This window comes from Nostoc sp. NMS4, assembly GCF_017115095.1.
Classification (GTDB): domain Bacteria; phylum Cyanobacteriota; class Cyanobacteriia; order Cyanobacteriales; family Nostocaceae; genus Nostoc.
The window spans coordinates 23,256-40,245 of sequence record NZ_JABXKI010000087.1; the positions used below are offsets into that span (position 1 = coordinate 23,256).

The 16,990-nt window shown below is 39.5% G+C and carries 12 protein-coding genes; 1 reads left to right on the plus strand and 11 read right to left on the minus strand.

Going from position 1 to position 16,990, the window contains the following annotated elements:
- Positions 1–69: 69 nt before the first annotated feature.
- Positions 70–825, plus strand: a complete 756-nt coding sequence (locus HWQ37_RS05880; RefSeq protein WP_292744856.1) for a sensor histidine kinase — start codon at positions 70–72, stop codon at positions 823–825.
- 222 nt (positions 826–1,047) lie between these two features.
- On the opposite strand, the gene HWQ37_RS05885 is transcribed toward HWQ37_RS05880, so the two are convergent.
- The 11 genes from HWQ37_RS05885 to HWQ37_RS05935 form a co-directional block, all read right to left on the minus strand.
- Entirely contained in the window at positions 1,048–1,818 is a 771-nt protein-coding gene (locus tag HWQ37_RS05885) for a hypothetical protein (protein WP_292744858.1), read from the minus strand.
- Between the two features lie 5 nt (positions 1,819–1,823).
- Positions 1,824–5,438, minus strand: coding sequence for a DUF3854 domain-containing protein (locus HWQ37_RS05890; RefSeq protein WP_292744860.1), 3,615 nt, complete (start codon positions 5,436–5,438; stop codon positions 1,824–1,826).
- 83 nt (positions 5,439–5,521) lie between these two features.
- A complete protein-coding gene (locus HWQ37_RS05895) occupies positions 5,522–6,007 on the minus strand; it encodes a relaxase/mobilization nuclease domain-containing protein (protein ID WP_292744862.1) in 486 nt (161 codons plus the stop codon).
- 11 nt (positions 6,008–6,018) lie between these two features.
- On the minus strand, positions 6,019–7,788 hold the full coding sequence (locus HWQ37_RS05900; protein ID WP_292744864.1) for a type IV secretory system conjugative DNA transfer family protein: 1,770 nt from the start codon (positions 7,786–7,788) through the stop codon (positions 6,019–6,021).
- Between the two features lie 2 nt (positions 7,789–7,790).
- Positions 7,791–8,993: a hypothetical protein gene (locus tag HWQ37_RS05905; RefSeq protein ID WP_292744866.1), complete on the minus strand. Its 1,203-nt coding sequence runs from the start codon at positions 8,991–8,993 to the stop codon at positions 7,791–7,793.
- Positions 8,990–9,736: a hypothetical protein gene (locus tag HWQ37_RS05910; RefSeq protein WP_292744868.1), complete on the minus strand. Its 747-nt coding sequence runs from the start codon at positions 9,734–9,736 to the stop codon at positions 8,990–8,992. Before HWQ37_RS05910 ends, HWQ37_RS05905 begins: the two co-directional genes overlap by 4 nt.
- Positions 9,733–11,274: a TrbI/VirB10 family protein gene (locus HWQ37_RS05915; RefSeq protein WP_292744870.1), complete on the minus strand. Its 1,542-nt coding sequence runs from the start codon at positions 11,272–11,274 to the stop codon at positions 9,733–9,735. The genes HWQ37_RS05910 and HWQ37_RS05915 overlap by 4 nt, the downstream gene beginning before the upstream one ends.
- Positions 11,271–12,062, minus strand: a complete 792-nt coding sequence (locus HWQ37_RS05920; protein WP_292744872.1) for a hypothetical protein — start codon at positions 12,060–12,062, stop codon at positions 11,271–11,273. The genes HWQ37_RS05915 and HWQ37_RS05920 overlap by 4 nt, the downstream gene beginning before the upstream one ends.
- Positions 12,063–12,212: 150 nt before the next feature.
- Positions 12,213–13,313 carry a hypothetical protein gene (locus tag HWQ37_RS05925; protein ID WP_292744874.1) on the minus strand — a complete coding sequence of 367 codons (1,101 nt, stop codon included), beginning with the start codon at positions 13,311–13,313 and terminating at the stop codon, positions 12,213–12,215.
- A gap of 120 nt (positions 13,314–13,433) precedes the next feature.
- Positions 13,434–14,141, minus strand: a complete 708-nt coding sequence (locus tag HWQ37_RS05930) for a hypothetical protein (protein ID WP_292744876.1) — start codon at positions 14,139–14,141, stop codon at positions 13,434–13,436.
- The gene (locus tag HWQ37_RS05935) at positions 14,142–16,883 is read right to left on the minus strand and encodes a hypothetical protein (protein WP_292744878.1); all 2,742 of its coding nucleotides are present in this window, start codon (positions 16,881–16,883) and stop codon (positions 14,142–14,144) included.
- Between the last annotated feature and the right edge of the window lie 107 nt (positions 16,884–16,990).

Consider the following 16,990-nt stretch of genomic DNA (forward strand, 5'->3'; position numbering starts at 1 on the left):
TCTTGTAGACATAATTAGCACTTATTCATAAAAGTAGCCAAAATACCATCTGTCGTTGGAAACATAGTTATGCAACAGGAAGTTTTAAGCATATTAGGTTTGTTACACGATGTTTCAAACAACTATCAAGGAGCATCGTTAGTTTTGAATCAAATAATTGATGGTGCTTATGGACAGTCTTTAGAAGAGATCAAACCGTTGCTGATAGCTTTACAACAAACGAATGAGCGAGGGGTGAGTTTGATTCAATCTGAAAGAACTGCTTTTTTTGAACTAAATCCAGCGACAATGGAGCAGTTTGATATGTTAAGTTTTTTACAAACAACTTATTCTCGATTCAAACCAATAGCGCAGTATCATTCCTTGAATCTCCACTATGAAACACAACTAACATACAAGCATGGAACGCAAGTACGGGGTGATAGCATAAGTATTGACCGAATGCTGTGTAATCTGGTGACAAATGCTATTAAGTACACTCTTACCGGAGATATCTTTTTAAGGCTGCTCAATCAAGAAGATGATTTAATTATTGAGATTGAAGATACCGGCTGTGGGATTGCCGCCGAACAAATTTCCAACATATTTATCCCATTATGGCAAGCGCCAAATAGCAATTTATTACATCAATCAGGCATGGGACTAGGACTGTACATCGCCTTATGTGTTGCTCATGCTCATGGTTTGAGGATAAGCGTAAACTCGGTAGTTAGACAAGGAACCAAATTCACCATAATATTTCCTTACAAAGATAACGGGGTTTATGGGGTTGATGGTAGGATGTTGCCCAAGTCACAGAGGTTACAAGATGCGTTACCTATATGATGTGAAACTTTGGGACAGGATTGAAACAGGAGTGGAATTTCTAATTTTTGTGGCTTTGATGATAGCGGCAATCATTAAACTGGGGCACAACGATTTTCTACAAGCATTGTTTTACATAGTATTAGCTGTAATCATCTCACCTTGGTCACAATTCCAGCGGGTGACTAAGCGATATGTTTTAGTAAGTGCGTATATTCTTGGGTTGTTTGTCGGGTATTTTAGTTAGTCTAACTCTGGGCCGTCGGGAGATCGCTCGTTTTGTTGTGGCGGTGGCTGTTGCTGTTGCACTCTTATATCAAAGTTGATCAGCTTTTGTGTTTCTTGTGGTGAAAGGTGATTGTGTATTACCTTGTATTCTTCCTTAGCATCTACTTTATAAGCACTAAAAGCCGATTGATTATCACTTTTGCGCCAAACAGTCAGACGCTGCATACCTTCTCTCATCAACAAATTTAATCGATAAGCCATGCCTTCATAGACCCGACCGCCAATAGTATCTTGTCCCTTTGTAACGATAATATTCATTAGTGCAGGAATGAGAGACTTTTTAACAACCTCATTATTTTCAGTCTCCTTTGGTAATGCTTTTTGATGCTCAACTAAAGGTAACTTGCGCCCAAGAGACTGTAATATCTGGTCTAAGAACATCTTTTTCCTTTCATTAACTAAATTTTCTACTCTGGAACTATTGTCTTCTATGGTGTCAGCTTGACCCAATCCTAATTTTTGGGCGTACTGTTGGTAATATTTTTGCTTGAGTGAGAGCCGATATTCTTCAGTAGTTTGAGCATTTTGGGACAGGTCTAGAGTATTTCTCATCTGATGAATAAGATTTTCGCGCTCTGTAGTGTCTAGTGCGGGGGTTGAGTGTATTGATTGTGAAAGTGGGTATTTCTCCATCATCAGCGCCAGTCTGCAGGCCATTTGGTTGTCAGAAAAGCCACTGTTGCGGTTGATGATAGTGATGGTTTCGGCTACTGAGCTAGATTGCATAGGTATTACAATTCTAATTCCTGTGAATTAGTAGTAGGTTGTTGCGAAGTGTGAGATTTTTGGGAATGTACTTCAACCTTGGGCGTATAAGTATTGTTAATAACCTGGCTACGAGTCTTGAGCAAATCCTGAATCACATCACTCAAAGGAGGAAGAGAAATATCAGTTTGCCCTTTGTTGTGCTGCTCGAATTGACTTTGAAGTAGAATTTTCTGGTAAAGTTCACGTTGCTCCCCAATAGTCAGCTTGCCAGTTTTTGAAAGTTTTTCCCGTAAAGGGTTGTTGTATTGATTGGCAACACTAGACCAAGTTTTATTAGTTTCTAAACCGTGCCAATGAGAGGCAATGTCAGGGTGAAGAGGCACGAGTGTATCACGTTTTGGGTCAGAAGAAAACTGTGCCTGTGGTTGTTGAAAAGCCTCCGTTCGCAAATCATTAACAATATAAGCTAATGGTGGAAGCACAATATCAGTACGCCGAAAGTGATTAATTTCACTCCAAACTTGATTTTGAATCTGCTGGTAAAGTTCCCGCTGTTCACCAATAGTCAGCTTGCCCGTTTGCTGAATTTTAGATTGAAATTCTAAATGTCCTTGCGCTACAGTCTTATTCCAAGAACCATCTTTTTCTAACTTCTCCCAATATTGTTTCAATACTGGATGTAGTGGTAGCAAAACTTTATCTAAATTAGAAGAAAAATTGGGTCGTTTTGCTGGTTGTGATGGTGTTGTGTTTTTAGGTGTTGGTATAGTTGAGTGTGATACAGCGTTCTGTTGTTTTGGAGAATTAGAGCTTGCTTCTTGTGGGTGTGATTGTGTCTTGCGCTCTGGTGCGTTGGGCGTAGATTGGTGTGACTGCTCCTCGTCTAAATTACGGGTAATTTCGGGATGAACGGGCAAGTCAATGTCACGGGTGTCTGTCGGGTTGCCAAATAATGTTTTGTAATTGATATGTAGTTTTTGTGCCAGCAAACCCAACTTTTCTAAATCAGCTTCAGTGATAGCCAAAGCTTTAACTTGGTGAGTCATACCAGTGTCAGTTTTCTCAAACTGAAAGCGAACAGCTTCCCTAGTAGTACCATTATGTTCAGTTTTGAGTAATTGCAGAGTAGATGTATTGTCACTGGTTTGCCGAAAAAGAATCCGGTAATTGCCCAAGGTTAAATCGTCTTTCTCGAAGCTATTAATACTTTGTGTGAGTATTTTTAATACCTCGTTTTCTTTGAAACTTTCTAAAATATTGTGTGTGCCTTTAGGAGAGACTGAACCAACGGCAGAAGCTATTTTCCGAGGGTCTTCATCAACAGAGGGCAATTCTTTACCAGCTTTCAGGTAGTCAGCCACTAACAAAAACTCCTGCCTTTCAATAGGCAGAATGTTAATTTGTTTTTCTATCCAAATTTTTGGCTCAGACTCTATTTCTGTGTAAGAAAGTTTAATATTGCCTACGTGTCCCCATTTATCAGCTTGAAAAGTCATTAACTCTACATCATCATGACGACGATAGATACTGTATTTATCAGCACCATGATTCTTAATTACAAAAGCATCAGCATGGTAGATTTTGCCACTGGTCTGCTGTTGTTCATCTTTCGCTTCAACACCATATTTTTTTAACAAAGTATAAGCAGCAAAAGCTATTTGTTTATTCTCGCTAGCTTCTAGGCGCTTTCTAAAAAAATTAGGCTCATAAACTGTAACATTTTCTTTTTTAGCCCAAGAAGAACTAGTTACAGGAGTTTCAGTTGGCTGGGCTGGCTCCGGGGCAACATCTACATGAATAATGTCTGAATCAATAACTTTTATATCTATAATTTGTGAACCAAGGTCAATAGGTGATTTAGCACGACTTTTTTTAAATACACCAATGTTTGGTTCTAATTCGGGATCATCTATCACAGTAGAGTCTCCTTTTTGTTGATCAATTGTTTTGACTGTCCCATCCTTGAGCTTGATAGTAAAACGTAAACTATCAAGTTGATTTTGATGCCATTCTTCTAGAGATATAGCCCTGGCAGATAATTTTTCAAAAGCTTCTTTTCCTTGTGAAACTATAAAATCATCTACACCCTTATCCGGCCCTGGCAGCGTTACTACTTTAACGACAGCACCAAATTCTTGTAATAAGCTTCCTGTCTTCCAAATATCTCTTTGGATATTGAGCTTAGTTTCAGGCTTAGTTTCATAATCAAAGCAGATTTTGATTTCTCTACCAGAAGTTGCGAAAACAGCTAATTCATCAGCCAGATACGAATCACCAATTTTCTTGCCCCACTCGTTTTTAGGTGAGCGATAGCCGGAGGAAATTCCCGGTAGTCCGATGGCTGCGTGACCATCTGATAGTAGACTAGCCGCCTTCTTCGCCCCCTCTGTAATGACGAGTGGGATATTGTGTTTACACACACAATACCAAAAACCACTCAAGCGATCGCTGTCAGTGGGGTTTACTCCAGCTTTTGAGTAAATATTTTGGGCAATCACGCTTGGGACATCTAGCAAGAAAATACTCAAATCAACTGATGGTGGATGCTCATATTTAATGAACTTGCCTTCAACCACAACAGTGAACCCATCTTTTTTAACGGTTTTGGGTCTGGGGTGGTTTGGCTTATAGCATCCCCATTCTTTAATTTGAGGTTGCTCACCAGGGGTAAGATTAGCAAATGTGCGCGGATCTACTCCTGAATTACACCACCAGCCACCTGCATCTAAGTGGGAATAGAGTTCTAAAAGCCTAATAGAGAGGCTACCTGTATTTGTACGTGAGAGTTTGTCGCTGATCATGAGCCGTTCCCAAGCTTCATGTTCGCCACCGACATAGCTAAAATGAAGACTAGAGAAGTTGAGATGTGCAATCTCTCCTGAGATGGCGCTGCCTACTACGAGTTCGTGCCAATGTTGCAGATCAATATGTTCTGGGTGATGAGGGATATGTTGAGTATTTTGTGGCTCAAGTTTTTCACTACTGATTGGGATTTTCTGGTCGCTAATCAACTCTACTGTTAAATGCTCATCGCCAATTTCATGAAAATTAATCACTTCACTCTGCTCATAGTCTTCATGAATGTCATTCTTTTGCACAACATCTTTTTCTAAAATGGAGGAATTATCTACAATAAGAGCAAATGATATATCTTTGATTTCACCTGCATCCGTGACGTAATCATTTCTGTTTGTAAAATATTGATATTCCAGAGTATTATTGCTTTCAACTTGTATACTTAAAAAGTCAACTACTGTACCCGAAGGAGGAAGGTTTTTGGGAAAACTCGGGTTGGGTAAAACTGGAGGTAAATCAGGATCAGGAGGAAAATTAGGTGGTGTTATATCATTACTACCTGGGAGAAGTTTAGGCAATAAATATGCCATTATCTCTTCTACTTGTTCTATTTCCTCATCTGTTACACCTTCAAAGTTACCTTTAGACCATTTCCAACCACCATCCTCATCAGGAGTAAGGAAATAAGTTTCTTCTCCTATTTCGATTCGACATTTTAGATCAATAGCTGATTCGATTGATTTGTAAATAAACTCTCCTAAAGGATAAATAAAAGCTCTAATAAAATGCTGACTAGCTCTAGCGTAAGCGGAAGTGAGTTGCAAATGTCGTTCATCAAACATATTTATTTGGGTGTAGCAGAGTAAAGGGTAAACAGATTAAAATTCATTCTTTTTCGCTTTTCCTTTCCTTTCTACATTCTTGTCTAACCGCAACAGTTGCAGAATCGCCTTTGCAAATATTTGTTATGAACAGGGTTGTCGATGATGAGAGAACAAGATTGGCGCAGAACCTCATATTGTTGCCAGTTAGCCCCCAAGCATTTGATATCGATGAGCTTACCTTGGGGTGTAATGCGATTAAAAATAATATGAATATAAATATTGCTAGGTTGAATATCTAAAAAACAGATATACTGCAAATCATGCCAGCCGATACCGTGAATATATTGGTTAACAATTTTTAGACAAGATTCTTGATTTAGTTGGATGTAAGTGTTTTTTAAGCTGATGATAGTATATATGCCCAAATTCCTCAGCTTTCGTCTAGTTTTAGATAAAGTCTTAAACTCCTGAATAATTTGAAGGGGAGGCAGACTAATATCAATAAAACTACCATTTGCTAAAATCTTTTCTTGAGATAGTGTTTGAATTAGTTCAAAGTTATTAATTTTAAATTCTTCAATAGTCATTTTCATAACAATCAAATTCCACTATCAGATTTATTTTGATTAATCATGCTGCCGACTTCTTTGAATGTTAGTCCAGAATTATTAGAAATAGCTTGAGGGTTTTCGGGAATGGGGAAGCGTGAATCAACTTGCTTAACTCGCAAAGCTAAATCTTGCCCAGAGGGAAATTTTTGTGTACTCTTTCTAGCTAGTAAACTGACAATCCTTGCCCATTTAAGTTGATTGTATTTATCAATATTTTTGAGTGACTCATTAATTTTTATGGTTTTGAGTAAAGGAACAGACCCCTCCTTTTTATTGGCATAAGCCGGATTAATAAAAACACATTTACCAGCAATTAGTTTGAGAAACTGAGCCGATTCAAAAAGCTTTCTAGTTTTCTCTTGGTCACTAATACTAGTGCTATTATTTTTACTACCAGTAGAACGGCTTTTTTGCTTGTACTTAATCTCTTCATCACCTAAGAAGCTGGAAAACAATTGCGCCGACTCGTTCTCACCAGGATTGAATATAAACTTAGTGCTGCAAGCGCCAAGGATAGCTTTAGCAATATCCTTACCGTAGTTCTTCTCAAGCTGCCCCATATTTTGGAAGCCGATAATACCGCAGAAGCCCTCAGAACGAGATTCGTTGAGCCACCTGTAGAGGTCAGGTAAGTAAATCGAGGGTAATTCATCCAGTGCAACGATCAGTGGATCTTTCCGTTTAGAAGCAATATTTCGGGCGATGGTCATGTGTAAAATGCTGGTCATGAGAGGCCCTACTGCATCTCGGCGTTCTCTGTCCAACCCAAAGATAATCATCTGCTTACCTTTAATTTCCAAAGGTAAAGTCGTCTTTCCAATGAAGCAGCCTAGTGTGTTTTTGGCCATAAAGCGAGTAAACATAATACTGGCAGTTGCAACAATGCCTGCAACAGTCTTTTCAGATGCAGCAGAACTGAACAGTTGCCCAAAAGCAATTTTTACCCAAGGATTGAGAGAAGCAGCCATGAGGCGTTTGACCATTTGTTCGCTAGAAAGTATCGCGGCGCAAGTCATAACATCTGCGAATTGACCGAACTCTTTAGCTAACATTAGAATTGCCTGAGTCAGCTGATCACCGGATGGGCCAAAGAACCCATCTTCAGTTGAATTGCCCAAAAGTCGAAAATTCTTATTGATAACAGTGGAAATTTGTCGGGATGATTCGGCATCACTACTATCCCGGAGAAAATCTAAAGGATTGCAAACTTCAGATTCAGGAAATCCCGGTGCAAAGATGTGAACATCATAGCCCTTGTATTTGGCGTAGGCAGCAACTTTCGCTTGAGATGGGTATTTGAAGTCATAAACTATACATGGAAATTCCTGAGCAATTGCCGAGTAAATCATCGGGTTAATGGCGCTGAATGTTTTACCACTACCGGGAGCGCCAATGACTGCCGTACCCCGTTGCACATCAGGTATATAGAAAGTAGTACCTGCACTTTTAGTTTGATACCGACCAATATAAAGTGCAGCACTATCACATTGGGGACTGGCAATTTGCAAGATGGCTTTTTTCTGAGCAGTAGCAGTTTCTTTAGCTCCACCCCAATAAGAGGTAGCAATTTTCTTCTTGTTACCATCGCCAAAAAATACCCTTATCAAAATGTAAGCGCCGAGCAAGGATAAAACTGTTAGCCCATTGGGGGTAAATAAATGATGAGTGTATTTGCCAATTGCGTCTGAAGGATTTTGTAATTGCTCAAATCGAAATCCTTGAGGATTAGCGCTATTTACTTTGAAAGATTTGCTCATATTTAAGGTAGAGAATTAGGTTGACCAAGAACGACAGGGTCTTTCTCTTGGTACTCAATAAAAGGTACAGGCCCTATGAAGTATGGACTGCAAGTGCGACCAATGAAAGGGATGGTTTTACAAATACGGAAGAACATAGTAGTCTCCACCTTTCCACTGCCTTCATAAATATTCCAAACAACTTGCTTAAAGCTGGAGCCAAAGGGGTTTCGACCAGTAGGCTCTTTACCATCATTAAGAGCTTTTAAAATGCCAAATCCACCATTAACCTTTTGGAATTTCCCGGATATCCACTGTGTTCCAGTAGTCTTACCAATGCCGGACATTTCCGTATGAGCGCAATTATTTTGTAGACAGGGAACATTAAAGCCATCTTGGTAGCTACCAGATATGGAACGGGTGCGATTAGCTTCAATATCTCCCAATGGCAGATCAACTTTGGCAACAAATGAAAGGTCAAGTGTTCGCAGTCCTGGTAGGTTATCCCAGGTGAGAGTGGACAATCCAGGTACTCCATTAATTTTGGAGTCTTGCCAATTCTCAAATCTATTAATAGATGTGTTTTGAATGTCGGGAATAGATGTTAGTGAGTAATTTTTAAAATTTATTACTCTTCCTAATTGAACGTCACGTAAACGAGAATTTCGGCTGGCGTTACCTATTGTGCCTCCAGTAATTCCAAATCTTCTCGCAAAATCACGGATAGGTATAACACTATTAACATTTCTATTACCTAAACCAGGGATCGCTTTGGTTAAAGATGGTAAAGTTTGCCATTGAGTTAATTGAAAATCGTCTAATGTTAACCCACTTAAATTGATTCCTTGTACTGAAGCTATGGTTGAGATATTTAAATTTTCTATTGCTAATTGAGGTGTTTCAAAATCTCCTAGTTCCATAAATTCTGCAATACTTTGTCCTGCCATCCAAGTTCTGCTTTCTGTACCACCCCTTGAACTAGGGTAGGCAACACTGCCACTTTCAGAAATAATCATGTCGCTAAAACGCAAGCGCGACCAATCAGGAGTAAACCCATTAGGAGAATTGGTAACGGGTACTTGTGCTGAAGCCTTGGGCAGCAAAAAGCCTACAACTTGGTTCAATAGCCCATATCTTATAAAACTATGAATCAATAAGCTACCTACTAAACCAAAAAAAATGAAGTAACGTAAGGCGTTTTCATTGGGTCGTAAAGATGATTTCATAAGCCATTACCTTGCGTTAAATTATCAGAACTCTTACTCAAAGCAATTAATTTTTTAACTAAGTCTTGAGAGACAGAAGCCTTATTAGTAGCAGTAGAAATGTCATCACCTGCTTGTAAATAACCGATTAACTTTTGCAAGCGCTGGTGTAGTTCATCTTGCTGATTTATCCATGCACTTTTAATAGCGACAACAATACCGCCTCGAATTTGGTTAATTGTTTGCTGTGTTTTAACTAATGATTGCAATTGAGGTTTTGGGGTTGTTTGTTCTCGTGCCACATCAGCCTTGATCGCCACTTGACTATATTTAGGAGTGCCATTACTTGTTGCTAGTCGAAAACTGTAAGTCTTGCGTTCACCAGAGGATGACTGCGTAACTACTGTTAACAAAGTGGTAGATGTTTGCGGTATTCCAGGAATGTTTACTCTCAAGATCCGCCGCAGATGAATCAGCCCAGCACCGGGGCTAGAGCAATTCTGATCCAGTCCCTCTAAGCAACCATCTGTGTCAAGCAGAATTTGCGATGGGTCGTCTAACCAGACTTTTTTGATAGTTTCACCAAGCTCGTAAAATGAAATTGCTACACCGTGACCATTCCAAACGTTGATAGTTTGTAAAATTGCACCTTGGCCACTAGCTTGAGTTTGTTTGATGGTGCGAACGACTGGTGCGGCAATTGTGGATAGTGGTACACAAGCAAATGCGAGAGCCAATGGTATACCAATCAAAAACTTTTTCATGGCAACTCCAAAGAACGATTTACATTAAAAGTGACTTTGGTTCCCTGTGGAATAAACCAAGTATTAGGGCGAGAAGTAATTTCTTGAGTATTACGTTGATTACGTTGGCTGATGTTTTGGCTAACTTGACCAAAAAACCCTGACATTAACGCACCAGTGAGATTGCGCTGATTGCCAGTACTACGTTTGCGAACCCTGCCTGTGAATTCATCAGAAATTTCTTCTTCACTATCCGGTTGGTTCATAATCTCCCCAACCTTCCCCAATGCAGACACAGCACCGCCAAACAAGTCATTTCGTGCAATCTCGCCACCCCTGTCTTGAAATCTCCGAGCCAAGAGGGGTTTACCACCAACTCCTGTCACGGAAATCGCACCCGCAGAAATAGGATATTCTGTATTATCTTTGATGATCGCTCTGACATAAGCGACAGCGTAACTGCCGCCATCAACCGAACCTAACTCGACTGCAAACATTGTTCCCGAAGGGATTGCCACTTGCCCATAGTTATCGCGTAAATCCTCTTGCAGTCTAGCGACAGACCTAGTGTTATTAGAGGTTGGTGATTGTGTCTGTGTCTGCCCTGAATTATTAACTGTGGCTTGAACTAATGGGGTAACAAGGACACCACTAGCAAAAGTGCCAACTGTCAAATAACGAGTTTGTTTCCCTTGGAGAATTTTACTTTCTTGAGGTAAATAATTGTTAGCTAAAGTAATCTTGTTAACTTTAGAAGTTGCTTGCCACCTGGGGCGAATCTTTTCAATCGACTCGCTTGAGTTTTGCGGCGTGGTTTGGTCAAAATTATTTGTATTTGTTTGTTCATTCTGTTGATTTTGAATTGCTTGAGCTTGAGCAAGATACGGATCTAATGAAGATTGTTTACTGGTGCTAGTTTCGGCGTATGCGATTTTGCCGTAAGAACCGATGCCACGGAGTTTGTTCAATTGCTCAAGGGGATCTTGGGGCGTGAGTGTCTGTGCAGATATAGATGGTTTTGGAGAAAAACTTGTGTGTGTTGGTGACTGAGTGTAGGTTCTAATCTGTTGTGGTGCAGTTTGAGTTACACGACGTGGTTGTGTATTTTGAACAGAACGTGGCGCAGGTTGTGGAGATGGTGGGTTAGATGGCACGACCTTTTGGTTTACTGAAACTGGTACTGGCGGTGATTGGTCAAATTTATTTTTGTTAATGCGACCTAACTCATCTTCTTGATCCGACAGAGCGAGTTTTGCACGCGCATCACCGTCTCCCTCATCACTTTTTTGGGCTTGTTCAGTGGTCGGTATTTCCTGCGTTTTCAGACCAATCTTTGGTGCTGGTGCGGGATTGAAAACACCATTGAGCATCAAAAATATTGCTAAAAATCCAACTCCAAAAGGGACAGCAATTATTGCTAGTCTTGACCAAGGAGAAGTGACAATTGTGTGCTTAGTCGCTACTAATAAACTTTCCGGTTCTGGTGCTTTATTAGCATCATCTATTTCAAGCAAATCCTCTATAGTTGATACAGACCCTTTACCGTTGTCTTCGCTCATTTCCTTCTCCCGAAGTTTAAATCTACAATTTCTGTAATTTCTAATCCGGCGCGACGGGCTGCATAAATCTTCTTAGCTAACTCAGTGGTATTAGCTGGGATATATTCTGGATTAGAAATTGAAGAAACTGTAACGGTTTTATTGAAAGCAATTCCTTTACCTGAGTTATACTCACGGTCAAAAGTTACCAGTGTACCAATAAAATCTATTTCCCATTTCCCTGATTTAATTTGACGTGGTTGGGATATGAATCTGGGAATTAAAGATACTTGAGTATCACCATTGAATATACCTGTCGGAGTGATTGATGCTAATTTCTTGAGAAAGGCGGGGCGAAATCCTTCATTTTCACTTAAAGCAAATGCAGCATCATAGGCTCTAGTCGCAACCCGACTATTAGATTTATTATTAAGTTTACCTACTTCTACCCCAGTATCTTGCTTAGTGATAGGTTCTCCTTTTTCATTAAATGCTTTTACTAATCCATCCCAATTAAACGTAGTAATAAATGTATCAGATACAAATTTTTTAATTACTTCATCAGACCGTTCTTTTGGGTCTACTGCTCTAGCGGCGATTGTCTCTCCTGATGAAAGTTGTACTAATGCCAACTGTTTTTTATTTAAAACACTAATCGCTCCATAATTGAGAAATTGTAATAATAGAGAAAGTGCAGCCATTGAAAACCCAGCTAGAGAAATTATTCCAACTCTTGTTGTTACATATTTGTTGTAACTAAGTAACTGCAATGGCTCTTTTGCTCGAGGTTGATTTTTTTGATTCAACATAGATTTTATTGTAACAATTCAGTCCTTCTGAATCCAGGAGTCAGAATGTTGGAGAAGAAGAGTGAATTCTTTTCAATCAATAGAAGAGTTATACGCTCATTGCTTTTAAATTCTGGCTTCTGAATCCAGAAGGACTGAATTATTACGGTTTTATTTAGCTATTTTCCCGATTAGACTACCACCTTTAGTAGCAACACCTTTAGCAACCTCAATGGCAATTCCACTGTAAGTTTCAGTAGCTTTATTAATTTGAATTAAAACAGAAACGCCACCACCAGCCGCTAAACCTGTAGCTAAGAATGGCGCAATTATACCAATTGTAAACAGGAAGAACATTGGCTGATAAGATTTAGATTCAGCGACTAATTGCCCGGCGAAACCAACTATGATATTGAAGCAGAGCTTGCCAAAACCTACACTGAAATATCCTACTAACCAACTGTAAATTGATTTAGCTCCGTAAGGTAGCAGAGAACCACCAACAGCTACAGGCCCCAAAAGTGCTGTTACAAGCATAGTCAGTTCAATTCCCCATTGATAAGCCCCATTCATCCCGACTAAAATTATCGTAACTATATCAGTAACAGCAGACCCAACAAAAGCATTAATGGGAGACAACATTAAATCGATTCCATTTGCTTTTCCATCTTTCACATCATTAAAAGCATCGATAGCGCCATCAACCGCATCTATAAACCAAGAAAAAGCTCCATTATTTTTGTTAAACTTATCTGGATATTTTTTGGTTAAATCTTCTTTAGCTTGAGCCAAACAGTTAATTTGTTCTTGTTGACTTAAAGATGAATTCCTACATTTATTTACAGCAATACCAATAGCGCTACGTGCTGCTTCAGTTCCCAATGCACTTTCAAATGCTTGCTTGAGGTCAATTCCTGCCGCCGCTTCGCTAAGAACTATATTATTTACATTATTAATATAGTTTCTAATCCCCAAAGTTGACTTTCCTAGTACATCCCCCTTATTACTGAGCAAAAGAACTACTATTAACGGCCAAATAAAGTCTGTATAAGCTCTTTGTTCTTCCCCCGCCATCATTTTTTTTGTCCATTCAACGACGAAGAAAGTTAGTGTTGCTACAGCAAATAAAGCTCCGACTGTACAAATTGCTGAATAAACACCACCTGTAATAGTTTCGTTCCAAAGCTCATCAAATCCTTGAGCTATTGAAGCTGCATTTTCTTTTGCTAAATCAGCTAAATCACCCCCGAAAAGTTTGGCTAGTAAAAACATGATTTGAATCCTTGCTCAATACAGTAATTTTGTCAGACATTTGAACGCTAGTTGATTGTTTGTGTAGGAAGGAAAAGCTCTTGTAACTTTACCTCCTACTGTGTTTCTATACCCTTTTAATCAGTCAGCAGAAGTAGGATCTAGCCGTGCATTAAGTACCACTTCATGCACTAAAGACAATCTGCCATCTTCTTCGGAGTTCTCCTTTTGCCTTTGGGAATCAAGATGCTCCGCTACTTGCGTTAGCATCAAGTTAGAGTAAGCATTGTCCTGTCGGGCTAATAAAGAATCAGTACGCTGCTGTGCCAACATTGACACAATTAAGCCGTTCTGAGACGCGATCGCTTTGAGAACATTCTGAGAAGCGTCCATATTCTGCGCCTCATCAGCAATACCTTTTGCAAGTTTAGCGATTTGTGCAGTAGTATCAATTTTTTCTTGAGTTTGCTGCTGTCCTTTTTTTCCAATCACGCTGGCAATCGAGCCAAGCGTCAATTCACGCTCTAGCTTCTGTGCTTTTTCTTGGGCGACAGGATAAGAATAATCATCCTTGAGCGTATTTTTCAATTGTTCAGCCGAAGCAATTGGGTCAGGCGCACCCAATTGTCCAATAGAACTATCAATTGCCGCATTAGCATTTTCTTTGATGTCACCCCAAGCACTGTTAATCTCATCCGATGCCCATGCTTGAATTTCCGAAACTTCTCCTTGAAGATCCGATACGATAGAACTAAAAAAATCGTTGATGCTGATGCCATAGCTAGGTGCTGCTATCAATAAACTGCCAACTGTAGCAGAAAGTATTACCCCAATTGTCCGCTTTTTCATTTAAGCTACCTGTCTTGTATGTGATTTTGAAAGTAAATTCTTCGCTAATTCTGATAACTCTTCCCCCCGAATCATTCTGATATAATCCTCACTAAATTTGACTAATCCAAGCAGAGGATTATCTTGATAGTATTTGAGAAATAAAGTGCGTAATTCTTGCTCGTTTGGATTATTAGCAACTGAGGCTAATAAACAGTAGGCAGGATAATAGCGACAGAAAGTTAGCTTGCCGTTATCATCAAGCAACCACTGAGAGTAAATCCCCGACTTTTTTGGATAAAAAGCTTCTGTACTATTGACCCTGATGATTTCAATAGGATATTTAAAGCGAACAATAAACGGGTCAACAGCTGATGATTGAATCCTGCCTACTAAACGTGTGGTGATATTGGCAAATATCTTTTGTGCAGATGCGCTCTGATATATAGTCTCTGGTTCTTGGGCAGAGATGATGACGCGGATACCAGACTTCGCACCATTGGCACACAATCGCCCAATCAACGAAGCTATCGCATCGAATTGGAATAAAATTGGTGCTTCATCAAGAAAGAATATCGAAGCTTTTGAGCTTAAGGCACGACGTAAAGCTGCTGCATAGGCACTAAGAGCGAGTATGGCAGCATCAGCTTCACTCGATAAATTACGTAAAGCGAATACTAACAATTTGGCATTAGTTCTAAAACTGGATGGGCGTGAGATTGATTGCCCAACCCTAGTATTTAACCAATAACTTATTCTCAGCCTAATCTGATTTAATGCTTCGGAAATCTCTTGACTCTTACTAGCGATAGAATCTAATTGTATGAAAGCTGGAGAACAAAAATTATAAAAATCTTTGAGTGTCGGAGTTTCGCTCCAATATTGAGTTCCCAATCCATTCTGTATTGCTAACTTGTAGCGCAATTTTATTTCGTCATCATTAAAAAACGTTTTTAATGTTAACGCAATAATTGACTCAATGTTTGTAACCATTGAAGGACTGACACCAATCATGCTCGTTCCAATCACCATTGTCATCAGAACTGATTTGAGAAATTCCTTAAAATCGCTCAATCGCTCATTTTGACGTTCTGCATCCAGAGAGCGTAAATCAGGTAGTTCAAAAAGATTATTCGCTTCTTTAGAGATGTCAAAGTATGCCCCATCTTCACCAAGTAGATTCGTGTAATCAGTGAAAGTGGATGTACCGTCTGGTTTAGGATAGTCTAATGCCACTACCGGAATATCTTGTGCAAGTGCGGGGGTAAGAATACCTGCCACCAGTACAGATTTACCTGAACGAGTTGCGCCGAAGACTGCCAAATTCTTGTGGTTTTGGTACAAGTCTAGATGTACTGGTGTGCCGCCTTCTTCTGCGATTAACTCAAACCCAGTCCGATCGCCTGTGGCAGTCCTAATCAATGGCATCAGCCCTGGTGCTTCCGAACTAAAATATGGCAGTCGGCGGTTAAAAGGCTTGGTTAACAACGGCTCCCAAACAAATGGGCAACACTGCAACCATAGCTTCCAGGCGTATTCAATCTCCCGGTCTACTACTGCCGGACGCAAGAAATAGCTGGCAAGATATCGGCAAGCTTCGTCTAATTCCCGTGGGGTTGGGCGGTGGACGAGAAAAGCAACTGCGGTATGCACTACTACACTACCTTTATATATTGTCTTCTGCGCCTCTACCGCTTCTTCAATATTCATGCCTGATTTGACATCAATATTTCCTTTCTCTGTAGATAAAGAAGTGCTGGTAATTGATTGTTTGGTAATGCGTTGAAGATTTGTTTTAGAAATAGCTTGATTTGCCTTTGTTAGCTGACAAATAACCTCTGTATCATAAATACTATCCCTAGAGATTAGTTCCCACAAATAACGTAATTGAGCTTGTTCGTCATACCATCCCCCTGGCTTTTGGCTGAAGTTGAGCGCCCCAATATATTTGTTTTGGATTTTTACCCATTTCCTATCAAAGAATGGCACAGATAGCTCATTCTCTAATATCTGGTGGCGGATATGAAAATCACTAGTTTGAGTTTCTACTAGTCCATTGGTAGAATCTATCTTTAGAGGATTAGGAATTGCTGGTGGTGATGACAGATTGAATTGCTGCCAATTTATTTCCCATATTTCTTGGGCACTCAGCACCCTAATACCAAGTTTCATTTTATTACTTAGTATGGCTGACCATTGCAAAAAACCATTGCTAAAGGAATTTTGGAGGATATTTTCAATTCTGGTATTATTATGGGCATGAATTTCTCCAGTAAAAGAAAACCAACCTTTTTCTAATTTTCTGATAATTGATTCGATAAAATCATGAGAACGTTCATCATCAGAAACAATAGTATACGTACACCATAGCCTGAGAAACTTATTTTTTCTAGTGCCACTTTGAGTTAATTCTTTAACTCGCAATCTTTCACTACGAATCAATAACTTTAACGCCTCACTAGAGCAAATTGACTCTAAAGAAGATAGTTCCTTTTGTCTATAATAATCCGAGGTAAAAGACCCTAAGTGTATTGTGAGGTTTTCGCCTTCGGGAATTTCTTTTAGTCCCGCTTCTATGCCCTCAAAAAGAGGCAGCATTTGTGATGATTCTAAATTCGGATGAATCCCTAAACAATCAAAGCAGAATTTTATTTGAATATTTTCACCTTTTTTGAGAATTAATGCGCCTACGCCCTGCCTACCTCCTAAGTTTAAATCACAAATCCCCGCTAAATGGATAATATCTTCAAAGGGAGTGAGCATTTTCACAACACTAATCTGCTCGTTTTCTAATGCTCCTTTACCTAATTTATCTGGTTCTTGCGTTACTTTTATGGAAAATTAATACTAAAGTGCCAGTTTAATAAACT